The following is a 22,677-nucleotide window of genomic DNA, read 5'->3' as shown; positions in this document are numbered from 1 at the left end:
TCGCTATGAGCGAAGATCGATCGAGCAACGGGCAAAAGTCATGGCTGGGTAAGCTCACCCAGGCTTTTGCCCACGAGCCGAAAAACCGCCAGGAGCTGCTGGAGCTGCTGCGCGATGCACACCAGAACAAACTGCTGGACAGCGAAGCGCTGGCCATCGTCGAAGGTGCGATCCAGGTGGCTGATTTGCAGGTTCGGGACATCATGGTCCCGCGCTCGCAAATGGTCAGCATCAAGGCGACCCAGACACCCCGCGAGTTCCTGCCCGCCGTGGTCGACTCGGCCCACTCCCGCTACCCGGTGATCGGCGAAAGCCACGATGACGTGATGGGCGTGTTGCTGGCCAAGGACTTGCTGCCGTTGATCCTCAAGGAGAACGGCGACAGCTTCAACATCAAGGACCTGCTGCGTCCGGCCACCTTCGTGCCGGAATCCAAGCGCCTTAACGTGCTGCTGCGCGAATTCCGCGCCAACCACAATCACATGGCCATCGTCATCGACGAGTACGGCGGCGTGGCCGGTTTGGTGACCATCGAGGACGTGCTGGAGCAAATCGTCGGCGACATCGAAGACGAACACGACGTCGAAGAAGACAGCTACATCAAGCCGCTGCCCAGCGGTGATTTCCTGATCAAGGCCCTGACACCGATCGAGAACTTCAACGATTTTTTCGACAGCGAGTTCTCCGACGATGAGTTCGACACCGTTGGCGGCCTGGTGATGAGCGCGTTCGGGCATTTGCCAAAACGTAACGAAATCACTGAAATCGGCCCGTACCGCTTCCGCATCCTGAACGCCGACAGCCGTCGGATTCACTTGCTTCGCCTGACGCCCATTGCTCGCTAAGGATTGAAATGCGCTGGACAACCCGCCCCGGCTGGCCCGGTAACCTGCTGGCCGTGGCGGCCGGTGCAATCACCACCCTGGCCCTGGCGCCGTTCGATATCTGGCCACTGGCACTGCTCGCCGTCGGCCTGTTCTATGCCGGTTTGCGCGAACTGAGCCCACGCCAGGCGCTGGGTCGCGGCTGGTGTTTCGGTTTCGGCCTGTTCGGTGCCGGCACCAGCTGGATCTACTACAGCATTCACCACTTCGGCGGCGCGTCAATGCTGCTGGCCGGCTTCCTGATGCTGATCTTCACAGCGGCGATTGCCTGGTTCTTTGCCCTGCCCGCCTGGATTTGGGCGCGCTGGCTGCGTCGCAATGAGGCACCGCTGGCCGACGCGCTGGCCTTCGCTGCGCTGTGGGTTGGCCAGGAAGCTTTCCGTGGTTGGTTCCTGACAGGTTTCCCGTGGCTGTATTCCGGTTACAGCCAGCTCGATGGCCCGCTGGCCGGGCTTGCTCCCATCGGCGGGATGTGGCTGATTTCCTTTACCCTGGCCCTGACAGCTGCGCTGATCTACAACGGCTTGCGCCTGGTTCGCACGGGGCGTAAAGGCTTCATCGCTGCCGGTATATTGCTGCTGGTCGGCCCATGGCTGGTCGGTATGGCGCTCAAGCACCACGCCTGGACCAGCCCGTCGGGCCCGCCACTGAGCGTCGCCGCCATACAGGGCAACGTCGAACAAAGCATGAAGTGGGACCCGGCGCAGCTCAACGCGCAACTGGCGTTGTACCGCGACATGAGTTTCAGCTCCAGGCGCGCCGATCTGCTCATCTGGCCGGAAACGGCGATTCCGGTGCTCAAGGAGTCCGCCGAGGGCTACCTGAACATGATGGGCAGCTTCGCGGCCGAACGTAAATCGGCGTTCATTACCGGTGTCCCGGTGCGCATGGAAGTCCGCCACGAGAAGCGTTTCTTCAATGGCATCACCGTTACCGGTGAAGGCGACGGCACTTACCTGAAGCAAAAACTGGTGCCGTTTGGTGAATATGTCCCCTTGCAGGACATGCTGCGCGGACTGATCGCTTTCTTCGACCTGCCAATGTCGGACTTCGCTCGCGGCCCGGCTGACCAGCCGTTGCTGCAGGCCAAGGGTTATCAGATCGCGCCGTTCATCTGCTATGAAGTGGTTTATCCGGAGTTCGCCGCCAGCCTTGCCGCCCGCAGCGACCTGCTGCTGACCATCAGCAACGACACCTGGTTCGGTACCTCCATCGGCCCCCTGCAACACCTGCAGATGGCGCAAATGCGCGCACTGGAGGCCGGCCGCTGGATGATCCGCGCCACCAACAACGGCGTGTCCGGCCTGATCAACCCGTTCGGCCAGATTACCGATCAGATCCCGCAGTTCGAACGCGGCATCCTGTATGGCGAAGTGGTACCGATGCACAACCTCACGCCGTACCTGCAATGGCGTTCGTGGCCATTGCTCATTGTCTGCGTGCTGTTGTTTGGCTGGGCATTGATTGCAAGCCGGATGGCCAAGACCGTCTAGAAAAGATCGCAGCCTGCGGCAGCTCCTACAGGGGATTGCATTCCAACTGTAGGAGCTGCCGCAGGCTGCGATCTTTTGATCTTTACCGGTAAAACAACGAATAACCGATCTGCCCCACCGCCTCGTTCATCAATTGCCCGTTCTGCCAGATCGCCTTGAACTCCGGCAGCCAGCCACCCAGTGGCCGCGCGTTGTCGCCGCCCAGAAACCCTACCGGCGCCGGCACCACCTCAAACCCGGCCTTGCGAAAACTCCAGACCGCTCGTGGCATATGCGCGGCATGAGTCACGAGCACCACACGCTTGATGCCCTGTGGCAGCAGCACCTCGGCGCTGAACTGTGCATTTTCCCAGGTCGTGCGGCTGCGCCCTTCCTGCCAACCCACGCTCACGCCAAAATCGTCGCGCAAGGAGTCAGCCATCATCTGCGCTTCGCTGGGCGGCGTGCCGTAATGCAGGCCGCCGCTGGTCAATACCGGCAGGCCGGAAGCCTTGGCCAGCCGCGCGGCAAAGCGCTGGCGTTCCAGGCCTATACCCGTGGGCTGGTCGGCGCCCCAGGCCACATCACCACGCTCGCGCCCCGAGCCGAGGACCACGATCGCGTCCGCGCGCTGCCCCAGAATTGCCCATTCATCGCGGGCCAGCGGTGGCTCCCGCTCGAGCAGGCCGGCACTCCACTGCACCACCACCGGCAGGCTCATCAGCCAGAAACCACCCAGCCCCAGAGCAAAGCACGCACCGGCAAGCCTTGGCCTTGAGCGGCGCAACCACCAGGCGAGCAAAAGCAGCAGCAATAGAATGCCGGGTGGCAAAAGAAGTTGTTTCACGAAATAACGAAAAGGCATCGAGCATCTCCCGGAGATGCCCGAAGCCTAAGTGGGTTCGCGCAATGCGACAATCAATACAGGAGGACTATGCTTCAAAAAACCATGGAGTACGGCTCTGTGCCCTATTTGAACTGGAAAGACCGGACCTTTACCGCGTCTCTGCCGGGAACCTTGTCCTTGAGCCAGATAATCTTGGCCGAACGTGGTACGTCGAGTTGCTTTACCGCCTCTGACAAGCATCCGTGTGTCTCACGCTCACTGCGATCCAGATACGCCTTGACCAGTGCAAACTCTGCGGGGCTCAGACCACGCAGTTCCAGTTCCAGAGGGTGTTCGTCGCGCAACCGGCCAGCGGTCCTTGCCGCATCCAGGGCCAAGGCCAAACGATCGATCAGCCTTTCGTACAGCTCCGGTTTTGTAGCTTTTTGCTGAGACTCAACCATCCCTCACCTCATTGGAAGATAAGACCTACTCCCCAGTTAGAGCTTAGCTTCCATGAACAAACCGGCTGAACGCCGCGACCAACGGCCCTCGCAGCGGTTTTTGCAGGACGTGCGGCAGCAATCAGGGTTTCCCTCGGTAGAGCGCGGTCATGTATGCTACGGCGCTTCCTGTAACTCCACTTCCAGCTCGGCTGGGCCTCGAAAACGCCAATGTGGCGTGTTCACCGTCCAGCGTTGCATTGAAGAGGATTAGGCCACCCCTATTCAGTTCAAAAGTAGCCATGCACGAACAATATCAGCCCCGTGAAATCGAAGCCGCCGCCCAGTCGTTCTGGGACGAGCAAAAGTCCTTTGAAGTCAGTGAACAGCCAGGCAAGGAGACGTTCTACTGCCTGTCGATGTTCCCTTACCCCAGCGGCAAGCTACACATGGGGCACGTGCGCAACTACACCATCGGCGACGTGATCTCCCGCTACCAGCGCATGCAAGGCAAGAACGTTCTGCAACCCATGGGTTGGGACGCCTTCGGCATGCCGGCGGAAAACGCCGCGATGAAGAACAACGTCGCGCCCGCCAAGTGGACCTACGAAAACATCGCCTACATGAAGACCCAGCTGCGCAGCCTGGGCCTGGCGGTGGACTGGTCGCGCGAGGTGACCACCTGCAAGCCGGATTACTACCGCTGGGAACAATGGCTGTTCACCCGCCTGTTCGAAAAAGGTGTGATTTACAAAAAAAGCGGCACCGTGAACTGGGACCCGATCGACCAGACCGTCCTGGCCAACGAGCAAGTGATCGACGGTCGCGGCTGGCGTTCCGGCGCGCTGATCGAAAAGCGCGAAATCCCGATGTACTACTTCAAGATCACCGCCTACGCGGATGAGCTGCTGGAGAGCCTCGACGACCTGCCGGGCTGGCCTGAACAGGTCAAGACCATGCAGCGCAACTGGATCGGCAAATCCCGCGGCATGGAAGTGCAGTTCCCGTACAACGTCGATTCCATCGGCGAAGCGGGCGTGCTGAAAGTCTTCACCACCCGTCCGGACACCCTGATGGGCGCGACCTACGTCGCCGTGGCCGCCGAGCACCACCTGGCCACCCTCGCTGCACAGAACAATCCTGAGTTGCAAGCGTTCATCGCTGAATGCAAGGGCGGCAGCGTGGCTGAAGCCGACGTCGCCACCCAGGAGAAAAAAGGCCTGCCGACCGGCCTGTTCGTCGAGCACCCGCTGACCGGCGAAAAACTGCCGGTATGGGTCGCCAACTATGTGCTGATGCACTACGGCGATGGCGCGGTGATGGCGGTTCCAGCCCACGACGAGCGCGATTTCGAGTTCGCCCACAAGTACAACCTGCCGGTTAAATCGGTCGTGCGCACCAGTTCCGGTGATAGCAACCCGACGCCATGGCAAGACGCCTATGGCGAGTACGGCACGCTGATCAATTCCGGCGAGTTCGACGGCCTCGACTTCGCGGGTGCCTTCGACGCCATCGAAGTTGCGCTGATCAAGAAAGAACTGGGCGCCTCGCGCACCCAGTTCCGCCTGCGCGACTGGGGCATCAGCCGTCAGCGCTACTGGGGCTGCCCGATCCCGATCATCCACTGCAACACCTGCGGTGATGTGCCGGTACCGGAAGATCAATTGCCGGTCGTACTGCCGGAAGACGTGGTGCCGGACGGCGCCGGCTCGCCACTGGCGCGCATGCCTGAGTTCTACGAGTGCAGCTGCCCTAAATGTGGCCAGCCTGCCAAGCGTGAAACCGACACCATGGACACCTTCGTCGAGTCGTCGTGGTACTACGCCCGCTACGCCTCGCCGCACTTTGAAGGCGGCCTCGTGGAGAAATCCGCAGCCGACCACTGGCTGCCGGTGGATCAGTACATCGGCGGTATCGAACACGCGATCCTGCACCTGCTCTACGCGCGCTTCTTCCACAAATTGATGCGTGACGAAGGCCTGGTGAGCTCCAACGAGCCGTTCAAGAACCTGCTGACCCAGGGCATGGTGATCGCCGAGACTTACTATCGTCGCGAAGCCAATGGCGCTTACACCTGGTTCAACCCGGCGGACGTCGAGCTTGAGCGTGACAGCAAGGCCAAGGTTATCAGCGCCAAGTTGAAAGCTGACGGCTTGCCGGTGGAAATCGGCGGCACCGAGAAGATGGCCAAGTCGAAGAACAACGGTGTCGACCCACAGTCGATGATCGACCAGTTCGGTGCAGACACTTGCCGCCTGTTCATGATGTTCGCCTCGCCGCCTGACATGAGCGCGGAATGGTCTGACTCCGGCGTGGAAGGTTCGCACCGCTTCCTCAAGCGTGTCTGGCGTCTGGCTCAAGCGCACGTCACCCAGGGCCTGCCGGGCAAACTGGACGTCGCCAGCCTGAATGACGAGCAGAAAGCCGTTCGTCGCTCGATCCACCTGGCCATCAAGCAGGCCAGCCAGGACGTCGGCCAGAACCACAAATTCAACACCGCCATCGCCCAGGTGATGACACTGATGAACGTGCTGGAAAAAGCCGCGCAAGGCACCGAGCAGGATCGCGCACTGATTCACGAAGGTCTGGAAACCGTGACTCTGCTGCTGGCTCCGATCACGCCGCACATCAGCCACGAACTGTGGAATCAATTGGGTCACGCTGATCCTGTGATCGACGCCGGTTGGCCGGTGCAGGACGACAGCGCACTGGTTCAGGACAGCCTGACGCTCGTCATCCAGGTCAACGGCAAGCTGCGTGGCCAGATCGAAATGCCCGCCAGTGCCAGCCGCGAAGAAGTCGAAGCAGCCGCCCGCGCCAACGAGAACGTCCTGCGCTTCGTCGACGGTCTGACCATTCGTAAAGTGATCGTAGTGCCCGGGAAACTGGTCAATATCGTCGCCAGCTAATTGGATCAGGCGCCAGGTGAGCCTGGCGCCGAGTAAAACCTTTCGGGCCGCTTGATCGGCCCACATGGTTTCAAGGGGAGCAACAAGATGATCAAACGCAATCTGCTGGTGATGGGCCTCGCGGTTCTGTTGAGCGCCTGCGGTTTCCAGCTGCGCGGCACCGGCACCGACGAACTGGCGATCAAGGAACTCGACCTGAGCGCCCGTAACGCCTACGGTCCAACCGTGACCCAGTTGCGTCAGGTACTGGAAGGCAACGGCGTCAAGGTCTATAACGGCGCACCTTACAAACTGGTGCTGACCAATGAGCAGGAAAGCCAACGCATCCTCAGCTACGCAGGTGCCGGTCGTGCTGGCGAGTACCAGGTGACCACCGTATTGAACTACGACATCCGTGGTCGCGGTGACCTGCCACTGATGAGCGACAAGCTTGAAGTGCAGAAAATCTACCTGCACGACGGCAACAACCTGATGGGTTCCGACCAGGAAGCCGCAACGGCCCGGACAGAAGCTCGCCGCGAGCTGGTTCAACGCATGATGCTGCGCCTGCAACAACTGAGCCCAGGTCAACTGGATCAGCTGCAACAGACTGCCGAAGCCAAGGCCAAGGCTGATGCCGCGGCACTGGAAGCGGCAAAGAAGGCTGAAGCGGATACCCCGCGCCAGTCGCCTGTCGAACTGCCGCAGCAGTAAGACTTACGGGGCGTTCAGGCGCCCCGTTCGCCCTCTCTTATGAAGCTCGCCCCCGCCCAACTCGCCAAACACCTGCAAGGCGCCCTTGCGCCGGTCTACATCATCAGCGGCGATGACCCGTTGTTGTGCCAGGAGGCGGCCGACGCCGTTCGCACTGCCGCCCGTCAGCAGGGATTCGATGAACGCCAGGTGTTTGCCGCCGACGCCAGTTTCGACTGGGGGACGCTGCTGCAAGCCGGTGCCAGCATGTCGCTGTTCGCCGAAAAGCGCCTGCTGGAACTGCGCTTGCCTTCCGGCAAACCCGGCGACAAAGGTGCCGCCGCGCTGATCGAGTACTGCTCGCGCCCGGCTGACGACACCATACTGCTGATCAGCCTGCCGAAACTCGATGGTAGTGCGCAGAAAACCAAGTGGGGCAAAGCGCTGGTCGAAGGACAACAGACCCAGTTCGTGCAGATCTGGCCAGTCGATGTCGCCCAGTTGCCAAGCTGGATCCGCCAACGTTTGTCCCAGGCCGGGCTTTCCGCCAGCCAGGACGCCGTTGAGCTGATCGCCGCGCGGGTCGAGGGCAACTTGCTGGCCGCCGCCCAGGAAATCGAAAAGCTCAAGCTGATGGCCGAAGGGGGTCAGATCACCGTTGAAACCGTACAGGCGGCGGTGGCCGACAGTGCGCGCTTCGACGTCTTTGGGCTGACCGATGCGGTGCTCAATGGTGAAGCAGTCCATGCGTTGCGCATGCTCGAAGGATTGCGCGGCGAAGGCGTCGAGCCGCCGGTGATTCTCTGGGCCCTGGCCCGGGAGTTGCGCCTGCTGGCCAATATTTCCCTGCAATACAGTCAGGGCACGCCGCTGGACAAGGCCTTCAGCCAGGCTAAGCCACCGGTCTGGGACAAACGTAAACCGTTGATGAGCAAAGCCCTGCAACGCTACTCGGCGCAACGCTGGGCGCAACTTTTGCTCGAAGCACAGCGTATCGACGCACAGATCAAGGGCCAGGCTGCGGGTTCGCCGTGGATGAGTCTGAGTCGGTTGACGTTGTTGATGGCCGGGCAAAAACTGGCGTTGCCTGCCGAGTGAGATCTCTTGATCTTTCTTCCTACAAAATCCACATCCATCGCCCCTATAGACAGAACCTGAACTTCGGCCGATGATTCGCCTCGCAAAATCCACTCACTTGCGAGAAATCATCATGAGCAAAAAGCCATCGAAGCATGGCCCCAACAAAGCCAAATCCATCATCGCCCAGCCATTGTTCCGCAGCCGCCAGGAACGCCCCACCAAGGGCAAAGGCAGTTACCGCCGCGAAGCCTTCCAGTCTGACAGCTGGGAGGCTTCTTGCTTTCTGGCGGCCTGAAAGGCAAGCATCCGCTCAACATGTTAAGGTTTGCACCTGATCCGTATTCCCTGGACCCGTGCATGCCCTTTTGTCTTTCCCGTCGTTGGCACTTGCGCCAATTGATTGCTGCCTCCAGCCTCGTTTTGCTAGTCGCCTGCGCGGAAAAACCTACCGCCGCCGACGCCCAGCCGCTTCAGACCCTCCCTGTCGCCACCGCCCCGGCGGTTGTTCCGCCTGTGGTTCCGAACGGTGAAGACCTCGACATCCAACCCACCCAGACCTTCGCCGAATGGCAGGCGGGTTTCCGCAAGGATGCCTTGGCCGCCGGTATCCGCGCCGATCTGTTTGATCGCGCTTTCGCCGATGTCAGCTTCGACCCCAGTGTGATTCGTGCCGATCGCAGCCAACCGGAATTCGCAAAACCGGTGTGGGAATACCTCGACGGCGCCTTGTCGCCGCTGCGGGTACGCAAAGGCCAGTCGCTGGTCAACCAGTACGCCGACATCCTGCAAAGCATCGAGCAGCGTTACGGCGTTGATCGTCAGGCGTTGGTGGCCGTGTGGGGCATGGAAAGCAACTTTGGCCAGTTCCAGGGCAGCAAGTCGGTGATCAACTCGCTGGCGACCCTGGCCTACGAAGGCCGTCGCCCCGGTTTCGCCCACGCACAATTGATTGCCGCCCTGCAAATCCTGCAACAAGGCGATATCGAACCCGAGAAGATGCTCGGATCCTGGGCCGGCGCCATGGGCCAGACCCAGTTCATTCCGACCACCTACAACACCCATGCCGTCGACTTCGATGGTGATGGGCGCCGCGATATCTGGGGCAGTTCGGCCGATGCCCTGGCCTCGACCGCGCATTACCTGCAAAGCTCAGGCTGGCAGAGAGGCCAGCCGTGGGGCTTCGAGGTGCAGTTGCCAGGCGGGTTCAACTACGTGCTGGCCGATGGCACGACTCGCAAGAGCGTCGCCGAATGGCGGCAACTGGGGATTACGCTGCCCAATGGTGGCCAGGTCCCGGCCGGCTCCGAGCAACTGTCCGCCGCCCTGCTGCTGCCGGCCGGTTACCGTGGACCGGCGTTCCTGGTGCTCGATAACTTCCGGACGATCCTCAAGTACAACAACTCGTCGTCCTACGCCTTGGGGGTGAGCCTGTTGTCCGAACGCTTCAATGGCGCGGGACTGATCAGCGGCACGTGGCCAAAGGATGACCTGCCACTGAGCCGTACCGAGCGGATCGAGCTGCAAAACTTGCTGAGCACACAAAACTACGATGCCGGCACCGCCGACGGGATCATTGGTGCCAACACGCGCAAGGCGATCCGCAGCGCCCAACAGTCGTTTGGCTGGCCGGCGGACGGGTATCCGACGCATAAGTTGCTGGAAGGGTTGCGGAACCGCTAAAAGCTTCGCGGGCAAGCCCGCTCCCACAGGTGACCGAGTTCTTCCATAGGAATACAGTCGAATGTGGGAGCGAGCCGGCTCCGGACGGCGATCCGACGATGACTGACTTAAAGGCGACTGAATTTCAACGCCTGACTACTACATCCTGCTCCAGCACCAATTCCTTGCTCCCCGCATCCAGCCTGACCAACGCCCCCATGGGCAGCATCAGGTTCGGATCGCAATGCCCACTGCGCCACCCGGACAACACCGGAATATTCAATGGCTCGAAGGTCTGCTTCAGCAACCTGTCCAGCGCTGCCACCTCAACCCCTGCCACATCCCCTACCAACACGCCGCGCAGTTTGTGCAACGTGCCAGCCAGCCGCAGATGGGTCAGCAACCGATCGATGCGATACAGCGGCTCGTTGATGTCCTCGATCAACAGAATGACGCCCTCGGCGTCTATCTCGTAAGGCGTGCCCATGGTCGCGGCGATCATGGCCAGATTGCCACCGAGCAAGCGCCCATGAGCCACGCCAGGCTCGATCGTGGTCAGCGGATAAGCCACCGGATGAGCCAGCACCGTTCCCGCCCTCACCTGCCCTCGCAGCATGTTGAAGAAGGAAGACTCCGTAGGTTTTTGCTTGCCACCCAGCAGGTCGGCATTGAGCATCGGACCATGAAATGTCACGAAGCCGGCATAGCGACTGATCGCCAAATGCAGAGCGGTGATGTCGCTGTAGCCGATGAACGGCTTGGCGTTGTCACGCAGCAAATCAAAATCAATGCGGTCGAGGAGCCGCGGCGTGCCGTAACCGCCGCGCAGGCAGATGATGGCATCCACCTCGCTGTCGGCGAATGCTGCATGCAGGTCGCCAAGTCGCACCTCGTCGCTCCCGGCCAGGTAGCCGTTTTTTTCGTAGACCCCGGGAAACACTTTCAGTGAATAACCCTGGGCACGCATCCATTGCACCGCCTTGTCGGTGTCCAGCGGCGCGGGACCGGCGGGTGCGATAACGCCGATCATGCCTTCCGACGGCAGTGCCGGGACCGGAGCATGAGGGCAAAGGGTGTGGGTCGGTCGAGCGGTCATCCGTGAATCTCCCTGCGTGAAATCTTCAGCACACAGTAGTCAGGAACGGGGACAAACAGAAGAGGAACCGTTGCCCCGCAGGTTGCAGGAAAAAACAGCCATTGCCGTAGGCCAGGCAAAAAAACGCCCGCGAGGCTGAACACCGTGCGGGCGCTTTTCATTTCATTGCGTCGATCAGGACGACATCAGCTCGGCCTTGACCAGCTTGGCCTGCTCGTCAGCGTGATACGAAGAGCGTACCAACGGACCGGACGCCACGTTCTTGAAGCCCATCTTGTAGCCTTCCTCGGCGAACCAGGCGAAGGTGTCCGGGTGCACGAAGCGCTGCACCGGCAAGTGGCTGCGGGACGGTTGCAGGTACTGGCCGAGGGTCAGCATGTCGATGTCGTGTTCGCGCATGCGCTTCATGACTTCGATGACTTCTTCGTCGGTCTCGCCCAGGCCCAGCATCAAACCGGACTTGGTCGGAATGTGCGGCATCATCTGCTTGAAACGTTGCAGCAGGGTCAGCGACCACTGGTAGTCCGAGCCCGGACGCGCAGCCTTGTACAGGCGCGGCACGGTTTCCAGGTTGTGGTTGAACACATCCGGCGGCTCGGCAGCAGTGATTTCCAGCGCGATGTCCATGCGGCCACGGTAATCCGGGACCAGGGTTTCGAGCTGCACATTCGGCGACAGCTTGCGGATTTCGCGGATGCAGTCGGCAAAGTGCTGGGCACCGCCGTCACGCAGATCATCACGGTCCACCGAGGTGATTACCACGTACTTGAGTTTCAGGTCGGCGATGGCGATGGCCAGGCTTTCCGGCTCGTTGACGTCCAGCGGCTTCGGACGGCCGTGGCCGACGTCGCAGAACGGGCAACGACGGGTGCAGATGTCACCCATGATCATGAAGGTCGCGGTGCCGCCGGAGAAGCACTCGCCCAGGTTAGGGCAGGAAGCCTCTTCGCACACGCTGTGCAGCTTGTGTTTGCGCAGCAGGGCCTTGATGCGGTCGACTTCCGGTGAAACCGGGATGCGGACACGAATCCAGTCCGGTTTTTTCGGCAATTCCGTAGTCGGAATGATCTTCACCGGGATGCGTGCAACCTTTTCGGCGCCGCGCAGCTTGACGCCGGCTTCTACCTTGGGACGCGGGGCCGGGCGCTCGGTAACATCGAGCGTCGGGATCATGGTTTGCACTGCATCAGTAGTCATATCAGTCGATTCCGCCCGTCAGGGTCGTCTGCTCAGCATAGTCGAGGTGTTTGACGAGCTGCGCGCGCAGCCGGGCACTTACCTCGGCAAATTCAATCGATCCTGCGTGATCGCTAAGCTGGGTCATCGCCAGCCCGGCATAGCCGCAGGGATTAATCCGTCGAAACGGTTCCAGGTTCATGTCCACGTTCAGGGCCAGGCCATGAAAGGAGCAGCCATGGCGGATCCGCAGACCCAGCGAGGCGATTTTCGCCCCGTCGACGTAGACTCCCGGTGCATCGGGTTTGGCCACGGCGGTGACGCCGTAACTGGCCAGCAGCTCGATCAGGCACTGCTCCATCCGGGTGACCAGATCGCGCACACCAAACCCGAGCTTGCGCACGTCCAGCAGCAGATAAGCCACCAACTGGCCAGGCCCGTGGTAAGTCACCTGACCACCACGATCGACCTGCACCACCGGAATATCACCGGGGAGCAGCAAATGCTCGGCCTTGCCCGCCTGGCCCTGGGTGAACACCGGTGGATGCTCTACCAGCCAGATCTCGTCGGCGGCATCGCTGCCGCGTTCGTTGGTGAAGCGTTGCATGGCATGCCAGACCGGCTCGTAAGCCATCTGGCCGAGCTCGCGAAAGCCCAGCACACCGGACATCACAGCACCATGTGCACGAAACCGGTGGCCCGCAGTTCGCTGTTGATGTTGTACAGCTGGTCCTGGTCGGTCGCGACGATGTGCAACTGGATGGTGGTGTATTTGCCGTTGCTGCTCTGGCGCTCGTCAACACGCTCATCGTTGATCTTGGCGTGTTTCTCGACGATCTTGATGATCTTGTCCTTGTTGCCCACACCGGTATCGCTGATTACCTTAACGGGATAGTCAGTGACCGGGAATTCGATCTTTGGCGCCTTTACTTCGGTATCGGTCATGGCGTAACGGCCTCGTAAGCGTAAGCCGTGGCGACGGGCATGGCTGCGCGCCAGTTCAGCGCGGAGCCATGCAGGTGCACACTAAATTCAGTTGAACAAGCCGTAGAAGAATAGACGGATGCTATCCCACATGCGGCGGAAGATACCACCTTCCTCGACAGCGTCCAGAGCGATCAGATCAGCGCTGTGCACCACCTTGTCGTCCAGCTTCACTTCGACTTTACCGATCACGTCGCCCTTGGCGATTGGCGCGACCAGCTGCGGGTTCATTGTCATGCTGGCAGCGAGCTTTTTCAGCTGGCCTTTCGGCAGGGTCATGGTCAGGTCTTCAGCCAGGCCGGCCTTGACTTGATTGGTGGAGCCTTTCCAGACAGGTGCCTGGGCCAGTTCGGCGCCCTTCTGATAGAAGGTCTGGGTTTCGAAGAAGCGGAAACCGTAGGTCAGCAGCTTCTGGGTTTCGGCGGCACGGGCCACTTCGCTGTTGGTGCCGAACACCACGGCGATCAGACGCATGCCATCACGTACGGCCGAAGACACCATGCAGTAGCCGGCTTCGTCGGTGTGGCCGGTTTTGAGGCCGTCGACGGTCTTGTCGCGCCACAGCAGCAGGTTACGGTTCGGTTGCTTGATGCCATTCCAGAAGAACTCTTTCTGCGAGTAGATCGCGTAGTGAGCCGGGTCTTCGTGGATGATCGCGCGGGCCAGCACAGCCATGTCGTGAGCCGACGAGTAGTGCTCAGGGTTCGGCAGGCCGGTCGGGTTCATGAAGTGGGTGTTGGTCATGCCCAGGTCGGCAACAGTCTTGTTCATCAGGTCGGCGAAGGCGTCTTCGCTGCCGGCGATGTGCTCGGAGAGCGCGACGCTGGCGTCGTTGCCCGACTGGATGATGATGCCGTGCAGCAGGTCGCTGACGGTGACCTGCGAGCCGACCTTGATGAACATCCTCGAACCACCGGTACGCCAGGCGTTTTCGCTGACGGTCACCGGATCGTTTTCGCCGATCTGGCCACGACGGATTTCCAGGGTCGCGATGTACGCAGTCATCAGCTTGGTCAGGCTGGCCGGCGGCAGACGCTGGTCACCGTTGTTCTCGACCAGCACGTTGCCGCTGCTGGCATCCATCAGAACGTAGGCTTTGGCAGCCAGTTGTGGTGGCGACGGCATCATCTCGGCCGCGAAGGCGGCTGGCGAGAGGAGCAGCGGGACTAGCAGACACAGGCGTTTGGCAAAGGTGGTGATGTTCATCCGTCTCTCGAAATCGCTAATGGAAACTGCCCGAAGGCAAAATTAAATCAGATGACTTTCTAACGAGTCATCGCGTGTTCAGTTGCTCACTCCAGTCACCCTTGCCGGGCTTTTGTTCTTCGACGAGCCAACAACCTGATTCACCCCCCAATCGCTGGTGAATCGTCAATCAAGTCCTACGTATTACTCGGTGACCACACTTGGCGAACCAAGGTTGGCCAGGCGCACGCTGTTCTGTACCTGGGCAATCTCACCCGGCGAACCGATCGGCCCCAGGCGAACCCTGTGCAGGGTCTGCTGATTGCGCACGATCGAGCTGATGAACACCGGAGCGCTCACCATCCCGCTGAGCTTCGATCTCAGGAGTTCTGCAGCGTCCGGGTTGGCGAACGCGCCCACCTGCAGATACTGGCCAGAGGCTGGTACAGAAGCGTTTTTTTTAGCATCGAGCTGCACAGGCACCGCTGCGGCGGCGTGTTGCTGCGGCGGCGGTGTCCATTGCTCGACGGTGCCGGCCGAAGCCGTGATCACCGGGGCGCTATTCTGCGCGACTTGCGGTTCGTTGAGCATCAAAGGCGCCGGACGGCCTTTGGCTGCCCACCACGTTTGCGGGTCGATGCCTTCGACCTTTACCCGCGCGGTGCCGGTTTCGGCATAACCGAGCTTTTTGGCCGCCGCGTAGGACAAGTCGATGATCCGGTCCGAATAGAATGGCCCGCGATCGTTGACCCGCAGAATCACGCTCTTGTTGTTGTCCAGGTTGGTCACCCGAACGTAACTCGGCAGTGGCAATGTCTTGTGCGCAGCACTCATGCCGTACAGGTCATACACTTCGCCGTTGGCGGTGTTCTGACCGTGGAACTTGGTGCCGTACCAGGACGCCGTACCCGACTGCACGTAGGTCTTGGACTCTTGCAGCGGAAAGTAAGTCTTGCCCAGCACAGTGTACGGGTTAGCCTTGTACGGGCCGGTGTGCAGGGTCGGCGTGGCGTCCGGGATGCGCGAAACATCGACATCCCACCATGGCGCGCCATCCTTGTGGGCGCGGTTGATGTCCAGCCCCGGCGTCGAGCGCACGGCGGTGGTGGACTTCTGGGCCGGCACGCGGCTGGTCGAACAACTGGCGACCAACACGGCCAACGCGGCGAATGCCATCAGCTTCAGGGGTTTATCGATAGGCAATGCCCGCATTACTTGACGCCCCGTGCTTGGACCAGCTGTTCAGACAGTTGATGTACGGCCATGGCGTACATCACGCTGCGGTTATAACGCGTGATCGCGTAAAAATTCTTCAGGCCCATCCAGTACTCGGGGCCATTGTCGCCTTCCAGGCGGAAAGCGGTAACCGGCATATCATCGCGCAGCGCATCATGACTTGACCACCCCAGGGCTCGCAACTCCCCGACGGTTTTTGTCGGTTCGATTCCTGTGGTCAAACCCTCGTCGGCCTGATCGCCACGGACATCGGCGCGGCTGACTACCGGTTCGCCGGCGACCCAGCCATGACGCTTGAAGTAACTGGCGACACTGCCAATGGCATCGTCCGGGTTGGTCCAGATGTTGATATGGCCATCACCGTCGAAATCCACCGCATAGGCGCGGAAACTGCTCGGCATGAATTGCGGCAATCCCATTGCGCCGGCGTAGGAGCCTTTGAGCGTCAATGGATCGACCTGCTCTTCGCGGGCCAGCAGCAGGAACTCACGCAATTCCTTGCGGAAAAACTCGGCACGGGGAGGATAGTCGAAACCCAGGGTCGACAAGGCATCGATCACCCGGAAATTTCCGGTATTACGGCCGAAAAAGGTTTCAACGCCGATGATCGAGACTATCACCTGGGCCGGCACGCCGTATTCCTGCTCGGCACGGGCCAACACTGCTTCGTGCTGACGCCAGAAATCCACACCCCGGGCTATGCGCGCATCGGTGATGAACATCGGGCGATATTCGCTCCACTGTTTGACCCGTTCGGCGGGTTTCGAGATGGCGTCCAGAATCGACTGCTTGCGCTCGGCTTCGCGGAACACACCCATCAATTGTTCACCGGCGAAACCATAGTCGCGGGTCATTTCACCGACGAATTCGGCCACCTGGGGTGAGCCTTCGTAGTCGCCGGCCAACGCTTCCTGCACGGTGCCAAGGATGCTTACCAGGCCGACCCATGGCGCATACCGAGTCGCCCAGCCACGCATTACTTGCATTGAAAGTTTCACCTTATTCAAACCTGCGCGATCCACTTGCGATGGGTATGGATCGACATCAAAACCCCAAACGCTGACAGCAGCGTCACCAGCGAAGTTCCTCCGTAGCTAATGAACGGCAACGGCACCCCCACCACCGGCAACAGGCCACTGACCATACCGATGTTGACGAAAACATAAACAAAAAACGTCATGGTCAGGCTGCCCGCGAGCAACTTGCCGAACAATGTCTGCGCCTGGGCGGTAATCACCAGTCCGCGGCCGATCAACAGCAGGTAGATCAGCAACAGCGCGCAGATCCCCACCAGGCCGAATTCTTCACCCATTACTGCAATGATGAAGTCGGTGTGGCTTTCCGGCAGGAAGTCCAGGTGCGACTGGGTCCCCAGCAACCAGCCCTTGCCGAACACACCGCCGGAACCGATGGCGGCCTTGGACTGGATGATGTTCCAGCCCGTACCGAGCGGGTCGCTCTCCGGGTCGAGGAACGTCAGAATTCGCTGCTTCTGATAGTCGTGCATGATGAAGAACCACATGGCAACCGCCACGGGCACGGCGGCGGCCAGTACGCTGAGGATCCAGCGCCAGCGCAAGCCACCCATGAACAACACGAAAGCGCCGCCGGCCAGGATCAGCAGCGAAGTGCCGAGGTCCGGTTGACGCACGATCAGAATGAACGGCACGCCGATCAGCATCAGGCTGACGCCCACATGCTTGAGCTGGGGCGGCAAGGTGCGTTTGGACAAGTACCAGGCGATCGTCGCCGGCATCAGGATTTTCATGAATTCCGAGGGCTGGAAACGGATCACCCCGGGAATGTTGATCCAGCGGGTGGCGCCCATGGCGTTGTGGCCCATGATGTCCACCACCAGCAACAGCATTACCCCGACCACGTAGCCCAGCGGCACCCAGCGCGCCATGAAGCGCGGCTCGAACTGGGCGATGATGACCATCGACACCAGGCCGATGCCGAACGAAGTGGCTTGCTTGCCCAGCAGATCCCAGCTTTTGCCACTGGCCGAATACAGCACGAACAGGCTGCCGGCGGCGAGAGTCAGCAGCAGGATCAACAATGGGCCGTCGATGTGCAGGCGTTGCAGCAGCGTTGCACGGCGACGCATCACATCCTCGCTGGAGAGCATGCGATCGAAGTTATTCATCACGGGCGGTAGCCTCTGCACTGATAGGGCTGGCGTATTCGGGCTTCAACCGACCGTCCTGGTCCAGGAGCCAGGCATCCATGACTTGACGCACCACTGGCGCGGCGACGCCGGAGCCGGACTCGCCGTTCTCGACCATCACCGACACCACGATTTTCGGGTCGTCGGCCGGCGCGAAGCCGACGAACAAGGCGTGGTCACGGTGACGCTCCTGGACCTTGGAGCGGTCGTACTTTTCACCCTGCTTGATCGCGACCACCTGGGCCGTACCCGACTTGCCGGCGATTCGGTATTGCGCGCCGATCGAGGCTTTGCGCGCCGTACCCCGGGCACCATGCATAACCTGCTGCATGCCGTGGTTGACCTTGGTCCAGTCCGATGGGTCGCGCAGGATAATGTCCGGCATCGGGTTAGGGTCCACCGGCTTCTCGCCTTCGATGGTCCTGGCCAGGTGCGGACGATTCCAGATGCCTTTATTGGCCACCAATGCGGTGGCCTGAGCCAGTTGCAACGGAGTCGATTGCATGTAGCCCTGACCGATCCCCAGAATCAGCGTTTCACCCGGGAACCATGCCTGGCGGCGGGTCGCGCGCTTCCATTCGCGGGTCGGCATCAGACCCGGCGACTCTTCGAACATGTCCAGGGAAACCTTCTGACCGATGCCGAACTTGGACAGGTACGACGACAACCGATCGATCCCCAGCTTGTGGGCCAGGTCATAGAAGTAGGTGTCGTTGGAGCGCATGATCGCCGTATCGAGGTCGACAAAACCGTCGCCGGTACGGTTCCAGTTACGGTATTTGTGGTCGTAGTTGGGCAGCATGTAGTAACCGGGGTCGAACACTCGGGTCGAAGCGGTCACCACGCCGGAATCCAGGCCGGCAATCGCCACCGCCGGCTTGATGGTCGAGCCCGGCGGGTACAGGCCACGCAGCACGCGGTTGAACAACGGCCGGTCGATGGAATCGCGCAGCTCGGAATAGGCCCTGGAGCTGATGCCGGTGACGAACAGGTTCGGGTCGAAACTCGGCTGGCTGACCATCGCCAGCACTTCACCGGTTTTCGGGTCCAGCGCTACCACCGCACCACGACGACCACCGAGCGCAGCTTCGGCGGCTTCCTGCAATTTGATGTCCAGGCTCAGGACGATGTCCTTGCCGGGAATCGGATCGGTACGCTTGAGCACGCGCAATACGCGGCCCCGGGCGTTGGTCTCGACTTCCTCGTAACCCACCTGGCCGTGCAATTCAGGCTCGTAGAAACGCTCGATGCCGGTTTTGCCAATTTGATGGGTGCCGCTGTAACTCACCGGATCCAGGGTCTTCAGCTCTTTCTCGTTGATCCGCCCCATGTAGCCCACCGAGTGCGCAAAGTGCGCGCCCTGCGGGTAGTGACGGACCAATTGCGCGACCACTTCCACACCCGGCAGGCGGAACTGGTTCACGGCGATGCGCGCAATCTGCTCTTCGGTCAGTTCAAACAGGATCGGCACCGGCTCGAACGGCCGGCGGCCCTGACGCATGCGCTTCTCGAAGATCAGCCGGTCCTCGGGCGTCAGTTCCAGCACTTCGACGATCACATCGAGCACCTGCTGCCAGTCGCCGGAACGCTCGCGGGTCATGCTCAGGCTGAAACTCGGCCGGTTATCGGCAATCACCACGCCATTGCGGTCGAAAATCAAGCCACGGGGCGGCGGAATCGGCTGCACATGGACGCGGTTGTTTTCCGACAGGGTCGAGTGGTACTCGTACTGGATCACCTGCAGGAAATACAGGCGCGCGATCAGCACGCCAATCAGCGCCACCACTGCAATGGCCCCGAACACGACGCGGCCACGCACCAGACGGGCGTCTTTTTCGTGGTCCTTGATGCGGATCGGCTGGGACATGAGGGCAGAGCTACTTGTGGTAAGGGTGACCGGACAGCACGGTCCAGGCACGGTACAACTGTTCGCCGATCAGGATCCGCACCAGCGGGTGCGGCAAGGTCAGCGGCGACAACGACCAGCGCTGGTCAGCCCGGGCACAGACTTCCGGCGCCAGCCCTTCGGGGCCGCCGACCATGAAGTTGACCGTACGCGAGTCCAGCCGCCAGCGATCAAGCTCGACCGCCAGTTGCTCGGTGCTCCAGGGCTTGCCGTGGACTTCGAGAGTGACAATCCGCTCGTTCGGCCCGACCTTGGCCAGCATGGCTTCGCCTTCCTGACGGATGAAGCGGGCCACGTCGGCGTTCTTGCCACGGGTATTGAGCGGTATTTCCACCAGTTCCAGCGCCAGCTCGGACGGAAGACGCTTGGCATATTCATGCCAGCCTTCTTCCACCCATTTGGGCATGCGTGAACCGACGGCGATCAGTCGCAGTCGCACAGCAGTCCCTTATTCCTGGTCTTTGTTGAGCTTGTTGAAGTGCTCGTGACCAACTTCAGGGCTGTGGTGTTTGCCATCGGCTGCACGGCTCTGCTCGGCCCCCTTCCACAGGCGCTCCAGGTCGTAGAACTGGCGTGCATTGGAAGTCATCATGTGGACGATCACGTCGTCCATGTCCAGCAGAACCCAGTCGCTGTCGCCCTTGCCTTCTTCACCCAGCGGCTTGATGCCCAGGGCTTTGACGGCCTCTCGGACCTTGTCCAGCATCGCGCCGATCTGGCGGTTGGACGTACCGGTGGCGATGATCATGTAGTCAGTGATGCTCTGCTTGTCGCGAACATCGATGACCAGCACGTCCTGGGCCTTGACGTCTTCCAGGGCGGCTACGGCGATCTTGACCAGTTCGTCGCCTTTAGGCGGCTCGGCAGCGAGTACCTTTTCCGGCAGCGGGGCACTCTTGAACGTGCCTTTGCGCTTAACTTTGTTTACGTCGTTGTTCGTCATATAAAACTCGTTTTGCTCGTATGTTCGGGCGCTTCAATACACGTTGTTGCTACGTGCCTTGAGGCACTCCTATTCAGTTCGACGCACGGTAGAGTCCGTGCGCATCGATGTAGGCCAGGACCGCGTCGGGCACCAGGAAACGTACCGACTTACCGCTGGCCAGCAGTTGACGGATCTGGGTGGCGGATACCGCGAGCGGTGTCTGCCAGACGAATGCAATCTGTCCGCTCGGCCCCTTGAGGGCCAGCGGGTCGCTCACCGAGCGCGCGGCCAGCAGGTTGCGCAAGGCATCCGGCGGTTCGCTGTCGGCATCCGGGCGTTGCAACACCAGGATATGGCAATGCTGGAGCAACTCTTCCCAGCGGTGCCAAGTGGGCAGGCCGCAAAAAGCGTCCCAGCCCAAAAGCAGAAAAACCTGGTCTTCTGCGGCCAGTTCGGCGCGCATCAGCTCCAGGGTATCAATGGTGTAGGACGGTTTGTCCCGCTGCAATTCGCGGGCGTCCACCACCAACGGCGCCACACCGGCCACCGCGCACTCGACCATCGCCAGCCGGTCTTTGGCTGACACCTGCGGCGTATTCCGATGGGGTGGCCTGGCACTCGGTGTCAGTCGCAGCTCATCGAGCGCCAGTGTTTCGGCGACTTCCAGCGCACTGCGCAAATGGCCGATGTGCACCGGGTCGAACGTTCCGCCCAGCACGCCAATGCGGCAAGGGACTGGCTCGCTGACGGTGGCCGGGGCTGGCGGGTCTAAGTCGCCCAAGTCAGGCCGGCTCCTGTCCGCGCAACTGCCCGTCGCCGACCACGATGTACTTCTCGCAGGTCAACCCTTCGAGGCCCACCGGGCCGCGGGCGTGCAGCTTATCAGTAGAAATGCCGATCTCGGCACCCAATCCGTATTCGAAGCCATCGGCGAAGCATGTCGGGGTATTGATCATCACCGACGAGGAGTCGACTTCAGCCACGAAACGCCGGGTGTCGCCCTGGTGTTCGCTGACAATCGAATCGGTGTGATGGGAACCGTAATGATTGATGTGCTCGATGGCCTGGCCCAGTCCGTCGACTACGCGGATCGACAGAATCGCCGCCAGGTACTCAGTGCTCCAGTCTTCTTCGGTAGCGACCACGGCATCGATGATTGCCCGGGTACGCTCGCAACCGCGCAGTTCGACGCCTTTTTCGCGGAACTGTGCCGCCATCGCCGGCAGGAAATCCTTGGCAACGGTGTGATCCACCAGCAGCGTTTCCATGGCACCACAGATGCCATAACGGTACGTCTTGGCGTTGAACGCGATGCGCTGGGCCTTGGCCAGATCGGCGTGTTCACTCACGTAAACGTGGCAGATGCCGTCCAGGTGCTTGATCACCGGTACGCGGGCATCACGGCTGACGCGTTCGATCAGACCACGGCCGCCGCGCGGCACGATGACATCGACGTATTCAGGCATGGTGATCAGCGCGCCGACGGCAGCGCGATCCGTGGTTTCGACCACTTGCACCACTGCGGCCGGCAGGCCGGCCTCGGCCAGGCCGCGCTGAATGCAGGCGGCGATGGCTCGATTGGAATGAATGGCCTCGGAACCGCCACGCAGGATGGTCGCGTTACCGGACTTCAGGCACAGGCTGGCGGCATCGATGGTCACGTTTGGCCGCGACTCGTAGATGATTCCGATCACGCCCAGTGGCACGCGCATCTTGCCGACCTGAATACCGGACGGGCGGTAGCTCATGTCACGGATCGCGCCGACCGGGTCCGGCAGCGCCGCAACCTGACGCAGGCCGACGATCATGCCGTCGATGCGCTCCGGGGTCAGCGCCAGACGTTCCAGCAGAGCCGGCTCAAGACCATTGGCGCGGCCGGCGGCCAAATCCAGCTCATTGGCCGCCGTCAGCTCGGCGCGGGCAGCGTCCAGCGCATTGGCGGCAGCCTGCAGGGCGCGGTTTTTCTGCGCGGTGCTGGCGCGGCCGATCACGCGGGAAGCTTCGCGGGCAGCGCAACCCAGGCGGGTCATGTAGTCAAGAACGGACTCAGTCATGGT

Annotated in this window: 22 protein-coding genes; 7 read left to right on the top strand and 15 right to left on the bottom strand. The window is 61.1% G+C overall.

Annotated elements, in window-relative coordinates:
• Positions 1–5 precede the first annotated feature (5 nt).
• Both AC1DWG_RS11835 and lnt read left to right on the top strand, forming a co-directional pair.
• On the top strand, positions 6–845 hold the full coding sequence (locus tag AC1DWG_RS11835; RefSeq protein ID WP_477764490.1) for an HlyC/CorC family transporter: 840 nt from the start codon (positions 6–8) through the stop codon (positions 843–845).
• A gap of 8 nt (positions 846–853) precedes the next feature.
• Complete coding sequence (gene lnt / locus AC1DWG_RS11830) at positions 854–2,377, top strand: apolipoprotein N-acyltransferase (protein WP_477753825.1); 1,524 nt, start codon at positions 854–856, stop codon at positions 2,375–2,377.
• Positions 2,378–2,459: 82 nt separating this feature from the next.
• Here the strand turns inward: lnt and AC1DWG_RS11825 are convergent, their stop codons facing one another.
• The gene (locus AC1DWG_RS11825) at positions 2,460–3,221 is read right to left on the bottom strand and encodes a YdcF family protein (protein ID WP_477787835.1); all 762 of its coding nucleotides are present in this window, start codon (positions 3,219–3,221) and stop codon (positions 2,460–2,462) included.
• A 104-nt stretch (positions 3,222–3,325) separates the two neighbouring features.
• A complete protein-coding gene (locus AC1DWG_RS11820) occupies positions 3,326–3,646 on the bottom strand; it encodes a hypothetical protein (protein ID WP_108216349.1) in 321 nt (106 codons plus the stop codon).
• Between the two features lie 281 nt (positions 3,647–3,927).
• On the opposite strand from AC1DWG_RS11820, the gene leuS reads away from it, so the two are divergent.
• The 5 genes from leuS to AC1DWG_RS11795 all read left to right on the top strand — a co-directional run bounded on the left by leuS (position 3,928) and on the right by AC1DWG_RS11795 (position 9,966).
• Positions 3,928–6,534, top strand: coding sequence for a leucine--tRNA ligase (gene leuS / locus AC1DWG_RS11815; protein WP_477753827.1), 2,607 nt, complete (start codon positions 3,928–3,930; stop codon positions 6,532–6,534).
• Positions 6,535–6,621: 87 nt separating this feature from the next.
• Positions 6,622–7,227 (top strand): LPS-assembly lipoprotein LptE, encoded by a 606-nt coding sequence (locus AC1DWG_RS11810; RefSeq protein WP_477764487.1) that lies wholly within the window; start codon positions 6,622–6,624, stop codon positions 7,225–7,227.
• Between the two features lie 39 nt (positions 7,228–7,266).
• Positions 7,267–8,304: a DNA polymerase III subunit delta gene (gene holA, locus AC1DWG_RS11805; protein WP_477753829.1), complete on the top strand. Its 1,038-nt coding sequence runs from the start codon at positions 7,267–7,269 to the stop codon at positions 8,302–8,304.
• Positions 8,305–8,416: 112 nt separating this feature from the next.
• Positions 8,417–8,581: an alternative ribosome rescue factor ArfA gene (gene arfA, locus AC1DWG_RS11800; protein ID WP_025108699.1), complete on the top strand. Its 165-nt coding sequence runs from the start codon at positions 8,417–8,419 to the stop codon at positions 8,579–8,581.
• A gap of 62 nt (positions 8,582–8,643) precedes the next feature.
• A complete protein-coding gene (locus AC1DWG_RS11795; RefSeq protein ID WP_477787834.1) occupies positions 8,644–9,966 on the top strand; it encodes a lytic murein transglycosylase in 1,323 nt (440 codons plus the stop codon).
• A gap of 124 nt (positions 9,967–10,090) precedes the next feature.
• On the opposite strand, the gene AC1DWG_RS11790 is transcribed toward AC1DWG_RS11795, so the two are convergent.
• From AC1DWG_RS11790 to AC1DWG_RS11730, 13 genes are all read right to left on the bottom strand, one after another.
• The gene (locus AC1DWG_RS11790) at positions 10,091–11,041 is read right to left on the bottom strand and encodes a S66 peptidase family protein (RefSeq protein ID WP_477787833.1); all 951 of its coding nucleotides are present in this window, start codon (positions 11,039–11,041) and stop codon (positions 10,091–10,093) included.
• A 174-nt stretch (positions 11,042–11,215) separates the two neighbouring features.
• Positions 11,216–12,214: a lipoyl synthase gene (gene lipA / locus AC1DWG_RS11785; RefSeq protein WP_162276382.1), complete on the bottom strand. Its 999-nt coding sequence runs from the start codon at positions 12,212–12,214 to the stop codon at positions 11,216–11,218.
• Between the two features lie 25 nt (positions 12,215–12,239).
• Entirely contained in the window at positions 12,240–12,887 is a 648-nt protein-coding gene (lipB, locus tag AC1DWG_RS11780; protein ID WP_477753832.1) for a lipoyl(octanoyl) transferase LipB, read from the bottom strand.
• A complete protein-coding gene (locus AC1DWG_RS11775) occupies positions 12,887–13,162 on the bottom strand; it encodes a DUF493 domain-containing protein (RefSeq protein ID WP_007990615.1) in 276 nt (91 codons plus the stop codon). The genes lipB and AC1DWG_RS11775 overlap by 1 nt, the downstream gene beginning before the upstream one ends.
• 87 nt (positions 13,163–13,249) lie before the next feature.
• Positions 13,250–14,407 (bottom strand): D-alanyl-D-alanine carboxypeptidase family protein, encoded by a 1,158-nt coding sequence (locus AC1DWG_RS11770; RefSeq protein WP_477753833.1) that lies wholly within the window; start codon positions 14,405–14,407, stop codon positions 13,250–13,252.
• Between the two features lie 183 nt (positions 14,408–14,590).
• Positions 14,591–15,598: a septal ring lytic transglycosylase RlpA family protein gene (locus tag AC1DWG_RS11765; protein ID WP_477764483.1), complete on the bottom strand. Its 1,008-nt coding sequence runs from the start codon at positions 15,596–15,598 to the stop codon at positions 14,591–14,593.
• On the bottom strand, positions 15,598–16,608 hold the full coding sequence (gene mltB, locus AC1DWG_RS11760) for a lytic murein transglycosylase B (RefSeq protein ID WP_477754629.1): 1,011 nt from the start codon (positions 16,606–16,608) through the stop codon (positions 15,598–15,600). The genes AC1DWG_RS11765 and mltB overlap by 1 nt, the downstream gene beginning before the upstream one ends.
• Positions 16,609–16,625: 17 nt before the next feature.
• Positions 16,626–17,729: a rod shape-determining protein RodA gene (gene rodA / locus AC1DWG_RS11755; RefSeq protein ID WP_477759730.1), complete on the bottom strand. Its 1,104-nt coding sequence runs from the start codon at positions 17,727–17,729 to the stop codon at positions 16,626–16,628.
• 31 nt (positions 17,730–17,760) lie between these two features.
• Positions 17,761–19,656: a penicillin-binding protein 2 gene (gene mrdA, locus AC1DWG_RS11750; protein ID WP_477764481.1), complete on the bottom strand. Its 1,896-nt coding sequence runs from the start codon at positions 19,654–19,656 to the stop codon at positions 17,761–17,763.
• A 10-nt stretch (positions 19,657–19,666) separates the two neighbouring features.
• On the bottom strand, positions 19,667–20,134 hold the full coding sequence (rlmH, locus tag AC1DWG_RS11745; protein ID WP_003185785.1) for a 23S rRNA (pseudouridine(1915)-N(3))-methyltransferase RlmH: 468 nt from the start codon (positions 20,132–20,134) through the stop codon (positions 19,667–19,669).
• Positions 20,135–20,143: 9 nt separating this feature from the next.
• Positions 20,144–20,638, bottom strand: a complete 495-nt coding sequence (gene rsfS / locus AC1DWG_RS11740) for a ribosome silencing factor (protein WP_008022922.1) — start codon at positions 20,636–20,638, stop codon at positions 20,144–20,146.
• Between the two features lie 73 nt (positions 20,639–20,711).
• On the bottom strand, positions 20,712–21,401 hold the full coding sequence (nadD, locus tag AC1DWG_RS11735; protein ID WP_477754627.1) for a nicotinate-nucleotide adenylyltransferase: 690 nt from the start codon (positions 21,399–21,401) through the stop codon (positions 20,712–20,714).
• A gap of 1 nt (position 21,402) precedes the next feature.
• The gene (locus AC1DWG_RS11730; protein WP_477754626.1) at positions 21,403–22,674 is read right to left on the bottom strand and encodes a glutamate-5-semialdehyde dehydrogenase; all 1,272 of its coding nucleotides are present in this window, start codon (positions 22,672–22,674) and stop codon (positions 21,403–21,405) included.
• Positions 22,675–22,677: the final 3 nt, after the last annotated feature.

The organism is Pseudomonas sp. P4_B3, assembly GCF_056402295.1.
This window is presented reverse-complemented; position numbering and strand designations above follow the sequence as displayed.

What these genes read in the sequence shown, in the direction of transcription:
- AC1DWG_RS11835 (WP_477764490.1), top strand. Translation starts at nt 6, where the DNA reads ATGAGCGAAGATCGATCGAGCAACGGGCAAAAGTCATGGCTGGGTAAG.
- lnt (WP_477753825.1), top strand. Translation starts at nt 854, where the DNA reads ATGCGCTGGACAACCCGCCCCGGCTGGCCCGGTAACCTGCTGGCCGTG.
- AC1DWG_RS11825 (WP_477787835.1), bottom strand. Translation starts at nt 3,221, where the DNA reads ATGCCTTTTCGTTATTTCGTGAAACAACTTCTTTTGCCACCCGGCATT.
- AC1DWG_RS11820 (WP_108216349.1), bottom strand. Translation starts at nt 3,646, where the DNA reads ATGGTTGAGTCTCAGCAAAAAGCTACAAAACCGGAGCTGTACGAAAGG.
- leuS (WP_477753827.1), top strand. Translation starts at nt 3,928, where the DNA reads ATGCACGAACAATATCAGCCCCGTGAAATCGAAGCCGCCGCCCAGTCG.
- AC1DWG_RS11810 (WP_477764487.1), top strand. Translation starts at nt 6,622, where the DNA reads ATGATCAAACGCAATCTGCTGGTGATGGGCCTCGCGGTTCTGTTGAGC.
- holA (WP_477753829.1), top strand. Translation starts at nt 7,267, where the DNA reads ATGAAGCTCGCCCCCGCCCAACTCGCCAAACACCTGCAAGGCGCCCTT.
- arfA (WP_025108699.1), top strand. Translation starts at nt 8,417, where the DNA reads ATGAGCAAAAAGCCATCGAAGCATGGCCCCAACAAAGCCAAATCCATC.
- AC1DWG_RS11795 (WP_477787834.1), top strand. Translation starts at nt 8,644, where the DNA reads ATGCCCTTTTGTCTTTCCCGTCGTTGGCACTTGCGCCAATTGATTGCT.
- AC1DWG_RS11790 (WP_477787833.1), bottom strand. Translation starts at nt 11,041, where the DNA reads ATGACCGCTCGACCGACCCACACCCTTTGCCCTCATGCTCCGGTCCCG.
- lipA (WP_162276382.1), bottom strand. Translation starts at nt 12,214, where the DNA reads ATGATCCCGACGCTCGATGTTACCGAGCGCCCGGCCCCGCGTCCCAAG.
- lipB (WP_477753832.1), bottom strand. Translation starts at nt 12,887, where the DNA reads ATGTCCGGTGTGCTGGGCTTTCGCGAGCTCGGCCAGATGGCTTACGAG.
- AC1DWG_RS11775 (WP_007990615.1), bottom strand. Translation starts at nt 13,162, where the DNA reads ATGACCGATACCGAAGTAAAGGCGCCAAAGATCGAATTCCCGGTCACT.
- AC1DWG_RS11770 (WP_477753833.1), bottom strand. Translation starts at nt 14,407, where the DNA reads ATGAACATCACCACCTTTGCCAAACGCCTGTGTCTGCTAGTCCCGCTG.
- AC1DWG_RS11765 (WP_477764483.1), bottom strand. Translation starts at nt 15,598, where the DNA reads ATGCGGGCATTGCCTATCGATAAACCCCTGAAGCTGATGGCATTCGCC.
- mltB (WP_477754629.1), bottom strand. Translation starts at nt 16,608, where the DNA reads ATGCAAGTAATGCGTGGCTGGGCGACTCGGTATGCGCCATGGGTCGGC.
- rodA (WP_477759730.1), bottom strand. Translation starts at nt 17,729, where the DNA reads ATGCGTCGCCGTGCAACGCTGCTGCAACGCCTGCACATCGACGGCCCA.
- mrdA (WP_477764481.1), bottom strand. Translation starts at nt 19,656, where the DNA reads ATGTCCCAGCCGATCCGCATCAAGGACCACGAAAAAGACGCCCGTCTG.
- rsfS (WP_008022922.1), bottom strand. Translation starts at nt 20,638, where the DNA reads ATGACGAACAACGACGTAAACAAAGTTAAGCGCAAAGGCACGTTCAAG.
- AC1DWG_RS11730 (WP_477754626.1), bottom strand. Translation starts at nt 22,674, where the DNA reads ATGACTGAGTCCGTTCTTGACTACATGACCCGCCTGGGTTGCGCTGCC.